This is a genomic window from Streptomyces sp. NPDC058579, from assembly GCF_042718575.1.
Classification (GTDB): Bacteria; Actinomycetota; Actinomycetes; order Streptomycetales; family Streptomycetaceae; genus Streptomyces.
This window is the reverse complement of sequence record NZ_JBHXPI010000003.1, coordinates 330,837-345,021: the sequence shown is the minus strand read 5'-3', so window position 1 is coordinate 345,021 and position 14,185 is coordinate 330,837. Positions and strand designations below refer to the sequence as shown.

The window sequence follows — 14,185 nt, the reverse complement described above, 5'->3', positions numbered from 1 at the left end:
AGTGCTTGTACCAGGATAAAGACACTCTGGTACCAGGCTAAGAAAGGGCCGATCGTCGATGGCGTGAGTACTACAGCCTCCACCACCGCCACCACCGCCTCGGCCGCCCGCGGCGCCGGTGCCATCGTCGACCACCCGGCGCCCGCCCTCGGCTCCCTCGGGCTCTTCACCGTCCTCCTCGGCGCCGCGCTGCCGCTGATCGACTTCTTCATCGTCAACGTCGCCCTGCCGACCATCGACCACGACCTGGCCGCGGGACCGGCCATGCTGGAGCTGGTCGTGGCCGGGTACGGGCTCTCGTACGCCGTGCTGCTCGTCCTCGGCGGGCGGCTCGGGGACCTCTTCGGCCGCCGCCGGCTCTTCCTCGCGGGCATGGCCGCCTTCGGCGTGACCTCGCTCGCCTGCGGGCTCGCCCCGGACGCCTGGACGCTGGTCGGGGCGCGGGTGGCACAGGGTGCCGCGGCCGCGCTGATGCTGCCGCAGGTCCTCGCCACCATCCACTCCTCGACGGCGGGCGCGCGCCGCGCCAAGGCGCTGAGCCTCTACGGGGCCACCGCCGGGCTCGCCATGGTCGCCGGCCAGATCCTGGGCGGCGTCCTCGTCGCGGCCGACCTGTGGGGCAGCGGCTGGCGGGCGATCTTCCTGGTCAACGTGCCCGTGGTGGTGGCGGGCCTGCTGCTCGCGGTGCGGACCGTCCCGGAGACCCGCTCCGAGCGCCCGGCGCCGGTCGACGTCGCGGGCACCCTGCTCCTCGGCCTCGCGCTGCTCACGCTCCTCGCCCCTCTTACAGAGGGGAGGGCGGCGGGCTGGCCGCTGTGGACCTGGGTCGCGCTCGGGATCTTCCCGCTCGCCGCGGCCGCGTTCTGGCGGGTGGAGCTGCGGGCCGACCGCCGGGGCCGTACGCCGCTGGTGCCGCCGAGCCTGCTCGCGCTGGTCTCCCTGCGCCGCGGGCTCGCCCTGGTCGTGCCGTTCTCGATCGGCTTCGGCGGCTTCATGTTCGTGATCGCGGTCGCGCTCCAGCAGGGGCTGCGCATGAGCGCGGTGGTCTCGGGCCTGGCCCTGGTCCCGATGGCCGTCGCCTTCTTCGGGGCCTCGCTCGCGGGTCCCCGCCTTGTACGGCGCTGGGGCACGCGGGTCGTCACGGCGGGCGGCCTCGTACAGGGGCTCGGCATCGCGCTGCTCGCCCTGACGGCCTGGCGCTCCTGGCCCGACCTCTCCGCCTGGAGCCTGCTGCCGGGCATGGCCGTCGCGGGCCTCGGCCAGGGCCTCCAGCTGCCGGTCCTCTTCCGGGTCGTCCTCTCCGAGGTCCCGGCGGACCGGGCGGGCGTCGGCAGCGGCGTGATGGTGACGACCCAGCAGTCGGCCCTCGCCCTCGGCGTGGCCACCCTCGGCTCGCTCTTCCTGTCCCTCGCGGCGACCGGCTCGACGGGCACCGCCCTGACGGTGACGCTCCTGGTCCAACTGGCGGCCGTCGTCCTGACGGTCCTGCTGAGCCTGCGCCTGCCGCGCGTCGTGAGCTGAGGCGGCGGCCCCCTTTTGATGGAGGCCGGGGACAGAGGCCGGACGCACGTGGGCCCGGGTCACGGTTGGTGACCCGGGCCCACGTCGTCGTACCGGCTGCGGCTACTTCTCGCCGTCCGTGGCGGCGGCGGTCTCGGCGCCTTCGGTGCCCGTCGCGCGCTCGCGCATCTTCCTCAGCAGCTCCTGCTTCTGGTCGACGGCGGCCTTGCGGTCGGCGTTGCTGCTCTGAACGGCGCCCTGCTGGTCGCCTCGGGACAGCTTCTTGCGCTGTCCGCCGACGCCGAGCAGGTTGTTACGGCCCTTGGCCATGGGGTTCTCCCATTGGTGAGAAGTGGTGAGGGGATCGTCCGGCGGGGCGGGCGTCGCGGCCCGCCGCGCTCTCACTCGTAGATCTGGAAGAACGAAGACATGCCGTAGACGCTACCCCGCCCAGGGCCCCGGTCACACCGATTTCCCTCGCACCACCCAGACGAATGACAAACATTGAAATCTGTCAGCCGTCATGTCATGGTTGTAACGTGCCACCCCTCAGTCCGACTCCCGAGGAGACCCCCATGACCTCCGCCCGCTCCCTCCCCTCCCTCCCCACCCGCCGCCTGGGCGCCACCGGTCCGCAGGTCTCGGCCCTCGGCCTCGGTTGCATGGGCATGTCCGCGCTGTACGGCGAGAGCGACCGCGCCGAGTCGATCGCGACCATCCACGCCGCCCTCGACGCCGGCGTGACGCTCCTGGACACCGGCGATTTCTACGGAATGGGGCACAACGAACTGCTGATCAGCGAAGCCCTGCGCACGGCCCCCGCCGCCGCCCGGGAGCAGGCGCTGACCAGCGTGAAGTTCGGCGCGCTCCGCACGGTCGAAGGCGGCTTCACCGGCTATGACGGCCGCCCCGCCGCGGTGAAGAACTTCGCGGCGTACAGCCTCCAGCGCCTCGGCACGGACCACATCGACATCTACCGGATCGCCCGCGTCGACCCGGACGTCCCGATCGAGGAGACCGTCGGCGCGATCGCCGAGCTGGTCGAGGCGGGGCACGTCCGGCACATCGGCCTCTCCGAGGTCGGCGCGGACACCCTGCGCCGGGCGGCGGCCGTCGCCCCGATCTCCGACCTCCAGATCGAGTACTCCCTGATCTCGCGCGGCATCGAGGAGAAGATCCTGCCGACCGCCCGCGAGCTGGGCATCGGCATCACGGCGTACGGCGTGCTGTCGCGCGGTCTCATCAGCGGCCACTTCACCCGCGACCGCGAGCTCGCGCCGGGCGACTTCCGGGGCATGAGCCCGCGCTTCCAGGGCGACAACCTCGACCGGAACCTGGACCTCGTGGACCAGCTGCGCGCCCTGGCCGAGGCCAAGGGCGTGACGGTCGCGCAGACCGCCATCGCCTGGGTCCTGGCGCAGGCCGACCGCCAGGGCGCGGACATCGTGCCGCTGGTCGGCGCCCGCCGCAGGGACCGGCTCACGGAGGCCCTCGGCGCCCTGGACGTGACGCTCGACGACGCCGACCTGGCCGCGATCGAGCGGGCCGTACCGGCGGGCGCGGCGGCAGGCGAGCGGTACCCGGCGGCGCAGATGGCCCACCTGGACAGCGAGCACTGAAGCGAGCGCCGAAGCGAGCACGGACCGGGGGTTCGACTGACAGGTACTGTCATCCCATGGCCACCGAGACCCTGACCGCAGAGCGCATCCTCGAAGCCACCGAGGAGGTGCTGCGTCGGTACGGCCCCGCGAAGGCGACCGTGGTGGACGTGGCCCGGGTCCTCGGCGTCAGCCACGGCAGCGTCTACCGCCACTTCCGTACGAAGGCGGCGCTGCGGGAGGCCGTGACCGAGCGGTGGCTGAGCCGGTCCGAGGTGATGCTCGCCGGGCTGATCGCGAGCTCGGCCGAGCCGGCCGCCGGGAAGCTCCGGGCCTGGTTCGCCGCCCTCTTCGAGGCCAAGCGCCACAAGGCGGGCGACGACCCCGAGCTGTTCGCCACGTACGGGGTCCTGATCGACGAGGCCAGCGATGTGGTCGATGAGCACATCGAGGTCCTCATCGGACAGGTCCGGGAGATCGTCGAAGAGGGGACGCGGGGCGGGGAGTTCACCGCTCCCGACCCGGCCGCCACGGCCCGCGCGCTCTTCGACGCGACAGGCCGCTTCCACGACCCGATGTACGCCCCGGAGTGGCGGCGCCCCACCATCCAGGACGAGTTCGACGCGGTGCTCGACCTGCTCCTGCGCGGCCTGAGCACCTAGAAAGGCGCGTCGCACCTGGTTGCGCTGGGCATCAACTCCTCGGTGCCATACGCTGGTTCGGGGACAAATCAGGGGGAGGGGTAGCGCGGGTGTTGCCTTCACATGTACCGCCGGCCCCGAGTACGACCGAAGCCTCCAGGCTGCTGTGCGCCGGCACGTACCTCGACGACACCTTCCGTGACGCGGTCATCGACGAGCTCTATGTGCACGAGGAGCGGAGGGTCGCGCCGTCCTTCGGCTTCGACGCGGCGCGGGTCCTGGCCCACGCCCTGCGCGCCCGGCGGATGGCGGCGGCCTGGGCCGCCGTGGTGCTGGCGCTCTGGCTGATCGGCATCACGTTCAGCGGCGGCCTGATGCTCGCCTTCGTGCCGCCCTTCGTCCTGCTCGCCGCCGGCTCCCGGCTCCGTACGCCGTCTGCGAAGCATCCGGAGCCCTCCCCCGGCAGGACAGGGCCCGGCGTCGCGCTGCGTTGGTCGGGGCGGGCCTGGCTCGGCGGCCTCTCGCTCTGGCTGCTCTGGATCTACCCGGACCTGGGGTCACGGAAGGACGGTCTCGGGGCCGCCTCCGAGGACGACGTCTTCTCCTGGGTCTCCGACCTGTGGATGGGCCTCGGCCACCAGCCGGGGCAGTGGTGGGCTGCGGTCTGCTGCGCCCTGCTGATGGCCGTGGCGGGGGCGTTGCAGCGCGCGCAGGTCGCCGCGATCCTGGGGCGGGAGCTGTCGCCCCAGGGCTTCGACGAGCCGACGGTCGACCCGGCCGTGCGGGCCATCGGCATCCGGTTCCAGCGGCTCAGGCAGCTCATCCGGATGGAACAGACCTCGCCGCTGCTGCTGTACGACACGGCGGCACCGTTCCGGGGAGCGGGCGTGCCGTACGCGTCGTGGACGCACGCCGTGAGCCTGCGGCCGATCCGCGAGCCGGGGCTGGACTCGCGCCCGCCCTCGCAGCTCCTCAACCAGGAGGTCCTGGAGCACATCAGGGTCCGGATGGAGCAGATCCGGGTCCCTTCCGCGCTCGGCTCCGCGCAGGACGCCGTGCGCGACCGGCTGCGCCAACTGACCCTCGAGGACTGCGTGTTCCTCCCCGTCGACGGACTCCCCCGCAGGTGGCTGGCGCCGCAGAGCCTCGCCGAGTTCGAGTCGCACCGCGCGTCGGCGGTGGAGGAGGGCGGGGAGAAGCGCCGCCACTTCCTGCGGATCCAGGTGAGCAGCTGGGACGACGAAGTGGTCCTCACCGTGTACGTCCGCGTGCACACCCAGGGCGGGCTGCTGACGCTGGAGGCGGCGTCGTTCGTCCTCTGGCCCGTGCTGCCGTGGTTCCGGGAGGCGGACCGGATCGCTCACCGCCATCGGCACAGCGGGTTCCTCTCCAAGGCGGCGCAGGCGACCGTCCGCATCCCCATCACGGCCGGCACCGCGCCGCTCCTGCTGTGGCGGTCGGTGAAGCACTCCTGGCGGCTGCTCTTCGGCGGGTACGACGTGAGCCTGCCGGAAGGCCCCGCGAGGTCGGTGCGGGAGCTGGCCTCCGAGCGGAGGACGGGCGCGTTCCAGGACATGGACGTCCAGCGCTACCTGGAGTCGGTCCGCGAGGGCATCGCCCAGGGGGTGGTGGACTCGCTGCGTGACGCGGGCTGGCAGGCGGACGAGTTCGAGGCGAAGACGCTGACGAAGGGCATCTTCATCGGTGAGGTCAGCGGCCTTCCGTCGGACCTTTCGCCCTTACGGCAGGCGGGGGGTGGGGCGCAGTGAGCGCCAGTGAGCCGTTCTGGGACGCGGACAACGAGGGCTGGAGCGGTGGAGCCTGGGGCGGGATACGCCCGAGGGAGCCGCGGCCACGGCTCCGGCAGGCGCGCGAGCCGGGGCGGGAACGGTCACGGCTGTGGGAGTGGCTGTGCGAGTGGCTGGCGTCGCGCCGGGACGGGATCGGCAGGAACAAGCCGCCCGCCCACTGGAACCAGAGGGCCCAAGGCTGGGACACCGGCGCCCAGGACACCGGCGCCGCCCGCCCCGAGGCGTGGCCGCGCCGTTGGACGACCCTGGCGCTGCTGCCCACCGCCGCGGTCGTGGCGCTGCTGGCCGACTGGTGGACCGCGGTGCTGTTCCTCGTCTGGGCCCACCTCGTACGGACCGGGGTCGCGGCGGTCCGCAGACGGAATCCGCCCGGTGCGGACGCGGGCGCCATCGCCGGACGCGGCGTACCGGCCGCCCGGGCCGCCACGCCCAGCACCCCGGGGCGGGCCTTCGCCGAGGGCGTGCTCGCCGTGCTGGTCCCCTCGCGCGTGCTCGGCGTGGAGCCGGTCCCGGTACGGCCCTTCGCGGAGCCGCTGCCGCTCGAAGGCGACCTGGTGGAGGTGGAGGAGTCCGTGCGCGATGTCGTCGCGCGGATCACGGCCGCGGCCGCCCGGGCCGACGAGGACCCCCGGTGACCGCCCCCGTACCCCCGCAGCCGGCGCTGCCGGGCCCGGACGGCGCGAACGGCCAGGGCGCCCTCTCCCCGCACCGCCCCCTGCCGGCGGGCGAGGACATCGAGGTCTGGAAGCGGATCCTGGACGGGGCGCCCGAGCGGGTCCTCGGGATCGTCGAGCGGGAGTCGGCCGCGCAGATCGAGCTCCAGCGGGCTGAGGCCCTGCGCCGCCTCCAACTCGACCAGCATCAGATGCGGATGGACATCGTGCACTTCCGCTTCCGCGTCGCGGGGGCCGTCTTCGGCGCGACCGCCTTCGTCTCGATCCTCCTGCTGGCCAAGCACTTCATCGACCAGGGCGCGCTGGCCCCGGCCGCGGGTGTCCTCAGCGCCGCGGCGGCGGCGATCGGCGCGCTGGTCTTCGGCGCGAAGAAGGGCAAGTAGGAACCCAGAAGCAGCCCGGAGCAGCCCCGGAGCACGACGAAGCCCCCGGTTCCGTCACCGGAACCGAGGGCCTCACGAAGCGAACGACCGAACGTCAGCAGCCGAGCAGGCGGCTGCCCAGGTAGCCCTGGATCTGGTCGAGGGAGACGCGCTCCTGCTTCATGGTGTCGCGCTCGCGCACGGTCACCGCGTTGTCGTCCAGGGTGTCGAAGTCGACCGTGACGCAGAACGGCGTACCGATCTCGTCCTGGCGGCGGTAGCGGCGGCCGATGGCGCCCGCGTCGTCGAACTCGATGTTCCAGTTCTGCCGCAGGTCGGCGGCGAGGCCCTTGGCCTTCGGCGACAGCTGCGCGTTGCGGGAGAGCGGCAGGACGGCGACCTTGACCGGCGCGATGCGCGGGTCGAGGCGCATCACGGCGCGCTTCTCCATGACACCCTTGGCGTTCGGGGCCTCGTCCTCGCTGTACGCGTCGAGCAGGAAGGCCAGCATCGTCCGGCCGACACCGGCGGCGGGCTCGATGACGTACGGGGTCCAGCGCTCCTGGGCGTCCTGGTCGAAGTAGAGGAGCTCGTTGCCGGAGGCCTTGGAGTGGGCCTTCAGGTCGTAGTCGGTGCGGTTGGCGACGCCCTCGAGCTCGCCCCACTCGCTGCCGCCGAACTGGAAGCGGTACTCGATGTCGGCGGTGCGCTTGGAGTAGTGGGAGAGCTTCTCCTTCGGGTGCTCGAACCAGCGCATGTTCTCCTCACGGAGACCCAGGCCCGTGTACCAGTTCCAGCGCTGCTCCATCCAGTACTCGTGCCACTGCTCGTCCTCGCCCGGCTTGACGAAGAACTCCATCTCCATCTGCTCGAACTCGCGCGTGCGGAAGATGAAGTTGCCCGGAGTGATCTCGTTCCGGAAGGACTTGCCCATCTGCGCGATGCCGAACGGCGGCTTCTTGCGCGAGGTCTGCAGCACCTGGCCGAAGTTGGTGAAGATGCCCTGCGCGGTCTCGGGACGCAGGTAGGCGACGGAGCCGGAGTCCTGGGTCGGGCCGAGGTGGGTGGAGAGCAGACCGGAGAACTGCTTGGGCTCGGTGAACGTGCCCTTGTTGCCACAGTTGGGGCAGTTCAGGTCGGTGAGGCCGTTCTCGGGGAGACGGCCGTGCTTCTCCTCGTACGCCTCCTCCAGGTGGTCGGCGCGGTAGCGCTTGTGGCAGGAGGTGCACTCGGTCAGCGGGTCGGTGAAGGTGGCGACGTGGCCGGAGGCCTCCCAGACCTCGGTGGCCAGGATCACCGACGAGTCGATGCCGACGACGTCCTCGCGCGCGGTGACCATGTAACGCCACCACTGACGCTTGATGTTCTCCTTGAGTTCGACACCCAGCGGTCCGTAGTCCCAGGCGGCCTTCTGGCCACCGTAGATCTCACTGCACGGGTAGACGAAGCCACGGCGCTTGCTCAGGCTGACGATGGTGTCGATCTTGTCGGCGGCCACGGTGCTCTCTTCATTACGACGACGAAGTGCGAATGCTTCAGGTTACCGGCGCCCCTGCCCTCCGCATCAAATCGGTCCGGCTCTTCCGCTCTCTTCCGCGCGCATACGCGGGGCCGCGGGTGCGGAGCCGCGGAACGTGGCCGGGACCACAACCGGGACAATTGACAATCGTTTCCAACTTTGTTGAAAATGAGTGTCATGAACGTACGCCGCCTGATACCCACCGCCGCCATCGCCGGAGCCGTCTCCCTCGGCCTCGTCACCCTGTCCGCCTGCGGCGGGGCGTCCGACGCGTCCGACAAGTCCGCCGACGGCAAGCTCAGCGTGGTGGCGTCGTTCTACCCGATGCAGTACCTGGCCGAGCAGATAGGCGGCGACCACGTCGCCGTCTCCACGCTCACCGCGCCGGGCGTCGAGCCTCACGACCTCGAGCTCAAGCCGAAGCAGATCGGCGAGCTCGGCGAGGCCGACTACATCCTCTACCTCAAGGGCATCCAGCCCGCCGTCGACGAGGCGATCAAGCAGGCCGGCGTGAAGAACACCGTCGACGCCGCGAGCCTCACCACGATGGAGGACCACGGCACCGCCGGAGGCCACGACCACGGCGCCGAGGACCCCGGCCACGGCCACGAAGAAGGCCACGAAGAGAGCCACGAAGGCCACAGCCACGAGTCCGAGGCCGGTCTCGACCCGCACATCTGGCTCGACCCGGTGAAGTACGCCGAGGTCGCCAAGGGCGTCGGCGCCTCCCTGGAGAAGGCCGACCCGGACAACGCCGCCGACTACAAGAAGAACACCGACACCCTGGTCAAGAAGCTCGGTGACCTCGACACGGCGTTCAAGAACGGCCTGAAGAACACCTCCACCAAGACCTTCATCACCACCCACTCCGCCTTCGGCTACCTCGCCGAGCGGTACGGCCTGGACCAGGAGGGCATCACCGGCATCGACCCCGAGTCCGAGCCGAGCCCCGCCCGGATGAAGGAGCTCCAGGAGATCGCGGCGAAGGACAAGGTCTCCACCGTCTTCTTCGAGACCCTCGCCAGCGACAAGACCGCGAAGACCCTCGCGAAGGACACCGGCCTCAAGACCGACGTCCTGGACCCGCTGGAGGGAATCACGGACAAGTCCCAGGGCGATGACTACATCGAGGTCATGCAGTCCAACCTCACCGCGCTGAAGAAGGCCCTCGGCGCGAAGTGACCCACGCACAGCAGGAGGCAACCGTGAGCGCGCCCGTCACGCCCGTCATATCCGTCCGCGGAGCCACGGCGTCTCTCGGCGCGCGCCCGGTCCTGCGCGGCGTCGACCTCACCGTGAACCCCGGTGAGGTCGTCGCGCTGCTCGGCGCCAACGGCTCCGGCAAGTCGACGGCCGTACGCGCGATCATCGGCCAGGTCCCCCTGACCGACGGATCGATCTCGCTCTTCGGGACCGAGCGGAAGCGTTTCCGCGACTGGTCCCGCGTCGGCTACGTCCCGCAGCGCACCACCGCCGCGAGCGGCGTCCCCGCCACCATCCGCGAGGTCGTCTCCTCCGGCCGGATCTCCCGCCGCAAGATCGGCTGGCTGACGAAGGCCGACCGGGCCGCCGTCGACCGCGCCATCGAGCTCGTCGGCCTCACCGACCGTGCCAAGGACTCGGTGAGCGCCCTCTCCGGCGGCCAGCACCAGCGCGTCCTGATCGCCCGCGCGCTCGCCTCCCGGCCCGAGCTGCTGATCATGGACGAGCCGATGGCCGGCGTCGACCTCGCCAGCCAGGAGATCCTCGCCGGCACCCTGCGCGAGCAGGTCGCGGGCGGCACCACGGTCCTGCTCGTGCTGCACGAGCTCGGCCCCCTGGAGCCGCTCATCGACCGGGCCGTGGTCCTCCGCGACGGCTGCGTCGTCCACGACGGCCCGCCGCCCAAGGCGGTCGGCCAGCACGCCCTGCCGGGCCACGACCACGTCCATCCGCACGCGGCCGACGAGCCGCTCCGCACGGGTCTGCTGACCTGAGGAAGCTGACCTGATCATGGAATTCCTCGAACCGGCCTTCATGCAGCGGGCGCTCATCGCGGCCGTGCTCGTCGGCATCACCGCGCCCGCCGTCGGCATCTTCCTGGTCCAGCGCCGGCAGGCCCTGATGGGCGACGGCATCGGCCATGTCGCCATGACCGGTGTCGGCCTCGGCTTCCTGCTCAACAGCAGCCCGGTGTGGATGGCCACCCTGGTCGCCGTCGCCGGCGCCGTGCTCATGGAGCTGATCCGGACGTACGGACGCACCCGCGGCGACCTCGCGCTCGCGCTGCTCTTCTACGGAGGCATGGCGGGCGGCGTCATGCTGATCCAGGTCGGCGGCGGCTCCAACGCCAACCTGCTCTCGTACCTCTTCGGATCGCTGTCCACGGTGTCGGACGAGGACGTCACCGCGATCGGCATCCTCGCGGCCTTCGTCATCCTGGTCACCATCGGCCTGCGCCGTCAGCTCTTCGCGGTCAGCCAGGACGAGGCGTACGCCCGCGTCACCGGCCTGCCGGTGCGCGCCCTGAACCTGCTCATCGCGGTGACCGCCGCCGTGACCGTCACGGTCGCCATGCGGGTCGTCGGCCTGCTCCTGGTCAGCGCGCTGATGGTGGTCCCGGTCGCGGCGGCGCAGCAGCTGTCCCGGTCCTTCCGCGCGACCTTCATCCTCTCGGTCGTGATCGGTACGGCCGTCACCCTGACCGGCACGATCACCACCTACTACCAGGACCTGCCGCCCGGCTCCCTCATCGTGCTCCTTGCGATCGGCGTCTTCATCGTCCTGACCGCGCTGTCGGCGCCGCTGGCCCGGCGCCGGGCCCGCGCGGCGGCGGCCGAGGCGGGCGCGGACGGCTGCGACGCCCAGGTGCCACTCACGCGTCGCCCCACGGACGACGTCACGGTCTGAACGGCCTGGCAGAATGGCGGGGGCAACGGAACTCACAAGGAGGCCCCTGTGGCGACGGCAGGACCCCCCGTACGCGGCCGCTCGACCAAGCAGCGGGCCGCTGTCGCGGCGGCACTGAACGAAGTGGACGAGTTCCGCAGCGCCCAGGAGCTGCACGACATGCTCAAGCACCGCGGCGACTCGGTAGGCCTCACGACGGTCTACCGCACGCTCCAGTCCCTCGCGGACGCGGGCGAGGTCGACGCGCTGCGCACCAGCGACGGCGAGACCGTCTACCGGCGCTGTTCCACGGGCGACCACCACCACCATCTCGTCTGCCGCGTCTGCGGCAAGGCGGTCGAGGTGGAGGGCCCGGCCGTGGAGCAGTGGGCGGAGACGATCGCGTCCCAGCACGGCTACGTGAACGTGGCGCACACGGTCGAGATCTTCGGCACGTGCGCGGAGTGCGCGGCGAAGTAGGACACCAGAAGCAGGACATCAAGCGTGAGGGCCCGTACGGATCGATCCGTACGGGCCCTTTCGCGTCCCCGTCCCCCGTCGCTCAGAGCCGGGTGATGCTCCGGTCCAGGAGCTCACGGAGCCGGTCGACGTCGGCGGGGTCGGCGAGTCCGCGCTTGGGCAGGGCGGCGACACCGGCCCGGGCCTTGTCGGCCGTGAGCAGGACGAACTGCGTCGGCGTCTCGACGTACCGGGGCAGCATCGGCCAGCGGTTGGCCGTCTCGGTGTCACGCGTGGTCCAGCTGACCCCCTGCTCGTCCACGCGGGCCCGGAACTCCCCCTGCCGTTCGACCATCCCGTACACCTGCCGGGCGGCCAGCCGGGGCGTCAGCGGCCCGAGGACGGCGACGAAGACCCCGAGCCCCGTCATGAGGGCCACGAACACCCGATCCGGCTCACCGGGGCCGAACAGCTCCACGCCGGCCACCAGGAACGCCAGGACGGCGGCCGGGGGCAGCACCCACCGCAGCCACCGGAGCATGCCGTGCCGCAGCTGCACCCGTACGGCGTCGACCACGTCGGCGCGCGTCGGTACGTAGACAAGGTCCATGGTCAGACCGCCGGCCCCTGCTGCGGGACCGTGCCCATCGCCGCGCGGTCCGCGGCCGGGATCGCGCCGAAGCGGCGGTCGCGGGAGGCGTACTCCACGCAGGCGCGCCACAGGTCGCGGCGGTCGAAGTCGGGCCACAGGACGTCCTGGAAGACCATCTCGGCGTAGCTGCTCTGCCAGATCAGGTAGTTCGAGGTGCGCTGCTCGCCGCTCGGGCGGAGGAAGAGGTCGACGTCCGGCATGTCCGGGTAGTACAGGTATTTCTGGAACGTCTTCTCGTTGACCTTCGACGGGTCGAGCTTCCCGGCGGCGACGTCCCGCGCGATCGCCTGAGCCGCGTCCGCGACCTCGGCGCGACCGCCGTAGTTGACGCAGAAGTACAGCGTCATCGCGTCGTTGTCGACGGTCTGCTCCTGCGCGACCTGAAGCTCCTGGACGACCGACTTCCACATCTTCGGCATACGGCCGACCCAGCGGATACGGATGCCCAGCTCGTTCATCTCGTCACGCCGGCGCCGGATCACGTCCCGGTTGAAGTTCATCAGGAAGCGGACCTCGTCGGGCGACCGCTTCCAGTTCTCCGTGGAGAAGGCGTAGAGCGAGAGGTTCTTGACGCCCAGCTCCAGGCACCCCTTCAGGACGTCCAGGACGACGCCCTCGCCGACCTTGTGCCCCTCGGTGCGCGGGAGGCCCCGCTCCTGGGCCCAGCGGCCGTTGCCGTCCATCACACAGGCGACGTGGTTCGGCACCAGCTCACCGGGGAGCTTCGGCGGGGTCGCGCCGGACGGGTGCGGCTCCGGGGTCTTGTACTCCCGAGTCTTCCGTCCGAGGATTCCGCGTCGTGCGATGGCCATGCGATGGGTCTCCCTAGCTCTTCTCTACGTACCGCAGCGAGCGCAGGCCGCGCTCCAGGTGCCAGTGCAGATAGGCGGACACCAGCCCGCTGCCCTCCCTGACGTGACGCGGCTCGCACGCGTCAGCAGTCGCCCAGTCGCCGGTGAGGAGCGCGCTGAGCAGGCCGATGGCCTCCGGAGAGGGTACGACGCTGCCGGGCACCCGGCAGTCGCCGCATATGACGCCGCCCGCCGCGACCGAGAAGAACCGGTTCGGTCCGTGCAGGCCGCACTTCGCGCAGTCGTCGAAGCTCGGCGCGTAGCCGTTGACGGCGAGCGAGCGGAGCAGGAAGGCGTCGAGGATGAGATGGGGCGCGTGCTCGCCCCGCGCGAGCGTCCGCAGCCCGCCGACGAGCAGCAGGTACTGCTGCACGGCCGGCTCGCCCTCGTGCTCCGTGAACCGCTCCGCCGTCTCCAGCATCGCGGTCCCGGCGGTGTAGCGGGCGTAGTCGGTGACGATCCCGCCGCCGTACGGCGCGATCGTCTCGCTCTGCGTACAGAGCGGAAGACCGCGCCCGACCAGGTCGCTCCCGCGAGCGAAGAACTGCACGTCGACGTGGGAGAAGGGCTCCAGCCGGGCCCCGAACTTCGACTTGGTCCGCCGCACCCCCCGCGCCACGGCGCGTACGCGCCCGTGACCGCGCGTGAGCAGCGTGATGATCCGGTCCGCCTCACCCAGCTTCTGGGTGCGCAGCACAACGCCGTCGTCGCGGAACAGACTCATGCGGCCCATTCTCCCGTACGGGAGAGGGCGCCCGGCCTCCAATCCCGACGCGAGGTCTCCGGCCCGGATTCCGGCCCTCACCCAGCGCCTGTTCCAGGCGACGACCGACCACCACCTCGGTTGGCTGAGCCACCGCCGTCACGGCACCTCGCCCCGACTCCGCGCGTTCGCGTGCGCGGTCGCTGCGCGGAGCCGCTCCGTCGTGGTCGCCTCCCTGACGCCCTCGGGCTCGGCGTCCCACTCCCGCCCGCCGCCGAGCGGCCGCAGCTGTAGATACGGGCCCTCGTGCCCCATGACCGTGCCCACACGCCCGGTGCGGATCTCTACGACGTACGACCCGATGGGCAGTTTCATGACCGGCCCCCTTCTTCCCCTGGCGGGAGTACGGCGCCGGCGAGCAGCCGTGCCGTTTCCACCGTGCAGCGTCCCAATTCGATGAGCGGCCGGGCCGGGGAGTCGGCTGCGAGGGTGACGACGTCAAGCCCGAGGGAGGGAAGCACGATTCCCGCCCGTCCGAGTGCCTCGC

16 protein-coding genes are annotated in these 14,185 nt (G+C 71.4%); 10 read left to right on the top strand and 6 right to left on the bottom strand.

The window, feature by feature from the left end; all coding sequences use genetic code 11:
* The first annotated feature begins 123 nt into the window (after nucleotides 1-123).
* Entirely contained in the window at nucleotides 124-1,521 is a 1,398-nt protein-coding gene (locus tag ACFWRO_RS06820) for an MFS transporter (protein ID WP_384505456.1), read from the top strand.
* A 102-nt stretch (nucleotides 1,522-1,623) separates the two neighbouring features.
* Here the strand turns inward: ACFWRO_RS06820 and ACFWRO_RS06815 are convergent, their stop codons facing one another.
* Entirely contained in the window at nucleotides 1,624-1,830 is a 207-nt protein-coding gene (locus ACFWRO_RS06815; RefSeq protein ID WP_384505272.1) for a DUF6243 family protein, read from the bottom strand.
* A gap of 245 nt (nucleotides 1,831-2,075) precedes the next feature.
* Between ACFWRO_RS06815 and ACFWRO_RS06810 the strand changes: the two genes are divergently transcribed.
* From ACFWRO_RS06810 to ACFWRO_RS06790, 5 genes are all read left to right on the top strand, one after another.
* A complete protein-coding gene (locus ACFWRO_RS06810; RefSeq protein WP_384505269.1) occupies nucleotides 2,076-3,119 on the top strand; it encodes an aldo/keto reductase in 1,044 nt (347 codons plus the stop codon).
* A 56-nt stretch (nucleotides 3,120-3,175) separates the two neighbouring features.
* On the top strand, nucleotides 3,176-3,760 hold the full coding sequence (locus tag ACFWRO_RS06805; RefSeq protein ID WP_384505266.1) for a TetR family transcriptional regulator: 585 nt from the start codon (nucleotides 3,176-3,178) through the stop codon (nucleotides 3,758-3,760).
* Between the two features lie 89 nt (nucleotides 3,761-3,849).
* Complete coding sequence (locus ACFWRO_RS06800; RefSeq protein WP_384505264.1) at nucleotides 3,850-5,508, top strand: hypothetical protein; 1,659 nt, start codon at nucleotides 3,850-3,852, stop codon at nucleotides 5,506-5,508.
* Complete coding sequence (locus ACFWRO_RS06795) at nucleotides 5,505-6,185, top strand: hypothetical protein (protein ID WP_384505261.1); 681 nt, start codon at nucleotides 5,505-5,507, stop codon at nucleotides 6,183-6,185. Before ACFWRO_RS06800 ends, ACFWRO_RS06795 begins: the two co-directional genes overlap by 4 nt.
* On the top strand, nucleotides 6,182-6,607 hold the full coding sequence (locus ACFWRO_RS06790; protein WP_384505258.1) for a hypothetical protein: 426 nt from the start codon (nucleotides 6,182-6,184) through the stop codon (nucleotides 6,605-6,607). The genes ACFWRO_RS06795 and ACFWRO_RS06790 overlap by 4 nt, the downstream gene beginning before the upstream one ends.
* A gap of 94 nt (nucleotides 6,608-6,701) precedes the next feature.
* Here the strand turns inward: ACFWRO_RS06790 and ACFWRO_RS06785 are convergent, their stop codons facing one another.
* The gene (locus tag ACFWRO_RS06785; protein WP_384505255.1) at nucleotides 6,702-8,084 is read right to left on the bottom strand and encodes a glycine--tRNA ligase; all 1,383 of its coding nucleotides are present in this window, start codon (nucleotides 8,082-8,084) and stop codon (nucleotides 6,702-6,704) included.
* A gap of 198 nt (nucleotides 8,085-8,282) precedes the next feature.
* On the opposite strand from ACFWRO_RS06785, the gene ACFWRO_RS06780 reads away from it, so the two are divergent.
* The 4 genes from ACFWRO_RS06780 to ACFWRO_RS06765 are packed head-to-tail and all read left to right on the top strand — an operon-like array spanning nucleotide 8,283 to nucleotide 11,453.
* Nucleotides 8,283-9,287, top strand: coding sequence for a metal ABC transporter substrate-binding protein (locus tag ACFWRO_RS06780; protein WP_384505252.1), 1,005 nt, complete (start codon nucleotides 8,283-8,285; stop codon nucleotides 9,285-9,287).
* 23 nt (nucleotides 9,288-9,310) lie between these two features.
* Complete coding sequence (locus tag ACFWRO_RS06775; protein ID WP_384505249.1) at nucleotides 9,311-10,081, top strand: metal ABC transporter ATP-binding protein; 771 nt, start codon at nucleotides 9,311-9,313, stop codon at nucleotides 10,079-10,081.
* A 10-nt stretch (nucleotides 10,082-10,091) separates the two neighbouring features.
* A complete protein-coding gene (locus tag ACFWRO_RS06770; protein WP_384505452.1) occupies nucleotides 10,092-10,994 on the top strand; it encodes a metal ABC transporter permease in 903 nt (300 codons plus the stop codon).
* Between the two features lie 48 nt (nucleotides 10,995-11,042).
* Nucleotides 11,043-11,453, top strand: a complete 411-nt coding sequence (locus tag ACFWRO_RS06765) for a transcriptional repressor (RefSeq protein ID WP_361965620.1) — start codon at nucleotides 11,043-11,045, stop codon at nucleotides 11,451-11,453.
* Between the two features lie 82 nt (nucleotides 11,454-11,535).
* On the opposite strand, the gene ACFWRO_RS06760 is transcribed toward ACFWRO_RS06765, so the two are convergent.
* The 4 genes from ACFWRO_RS06760 to ACFWRO_RS06745 all read right to left on the bottom strand — a co-directional run bounded on the left by ACFWRO_RS06760 (nucleotide 11,536) and on the right by ACFWRO_RS06745 (nucleotide 14,013).
* Nucleotides 11,536-12,042 (bottom strand): YcxB family protein, encoded by a 507-nt coding sequence (locus ACFWRO_RS06760; protein ID WP_384505246.1) that lies wholly within the window; start codon nucleotides 12,040-12,042, stop codon nucleotides 11,536-11,538.
* Nucleotides 12,043-12,044: 2 nt separating this feature from the next.
* Nucleotides 12,045-12,890 carry an isoprenyl transferase gene (locus tag ACFWRO_RS06755; protein ID WP_384505449.1) on the bottom strand — a complete coding sequence of 282 codons (846 nt, stop codon included), beginning with the start codon at nucleotides 12,888-12,890 and terminating at the stop codon, nucleotides 12,045-12,047.
* Nucleotides 12,891-12,909: 19 nt separating this feature from the next.
* On the bottom strand, nucleotides 12,910-13,659 hold the full coding sequence (gene recO, locus ACFWRO_RS06750) for a DNA repair protein RecO (protein WP_384505243.1): 750 nt from the start codon (nucleotides 13,657-13,659) through the stop codon (nucleotides 12,910-12,912).
* Nucleotides 13,660-13,797: 138 nt separating this feature from the next.
* Entirely contained in the window at nucleotides 13,798-14,013 is a 216-nt protein-coding gene (locus tag ACFWRO_RS06745; protein WP_384505240.1) for a hypothetical protein, read from the bottom strand.
* Between the last annotated feature and the right edge of the window lie 172 nt (nucleotides 14,014-14,185).

What these genes read in the sequence shown, in the direction of transcription:
- ACFWRO_RS06815 (WP_384505272.1), bottom strand. Translation starts at nt 1,830, where the DNA reads ATGGCCAAGGGCCGTAACAACCTGCTCGGCGTCGGCGGACAGCGCAAG.
- ACFWRO_RS06810 (WP_384505269.1), top strand. Translation starts at nt 2,076, where the DNA reads ATGACCTCCGCCCGCTCCCTCCCCTCCCTCCCCACCCGCCGCCTGGGC.
- ACFWRO_RS06805 (WP_384505266.1), top strand. Translation starts at nt 3,176, where the DNA reads ATGGCCACCGAGACCCTGACCGCAGAGCGCATCCTCGAAGCCACCGAG.
- ACFWRO_RS06780 (WP_384505252.1), top strand. Translation starts at nt 8,283, where the DNA reads ATGAACGTACGCCGCCTGATACCCACCGCCGCCATCGCCGGAGCCGTC.
- ACFWRO_RS06760 (WP_384505246.1), bottom strand. Translation starts at nt 12,042, where the DNA reads ATGGACCTTGTCTACGTACCGACGCGCGCCGACGTGGTCGACGCCGTA.
- recO (WP_384505243.1), bottom strand. Translation starts at nt 13,659, where the DNA reads ATGAGTCTGTTCCGCGACGACGGCGTTGTGCTGCGCACCCAGAAGCTG.
- ACFWRO_RS06745 (WP_384505240.1), bottom strand. Translation starts at nt 14,013, where the DNA reads ATGAAACTGCCCATCGGGTCGTACGTCGTAGAGATCCGCACCGGGCGT.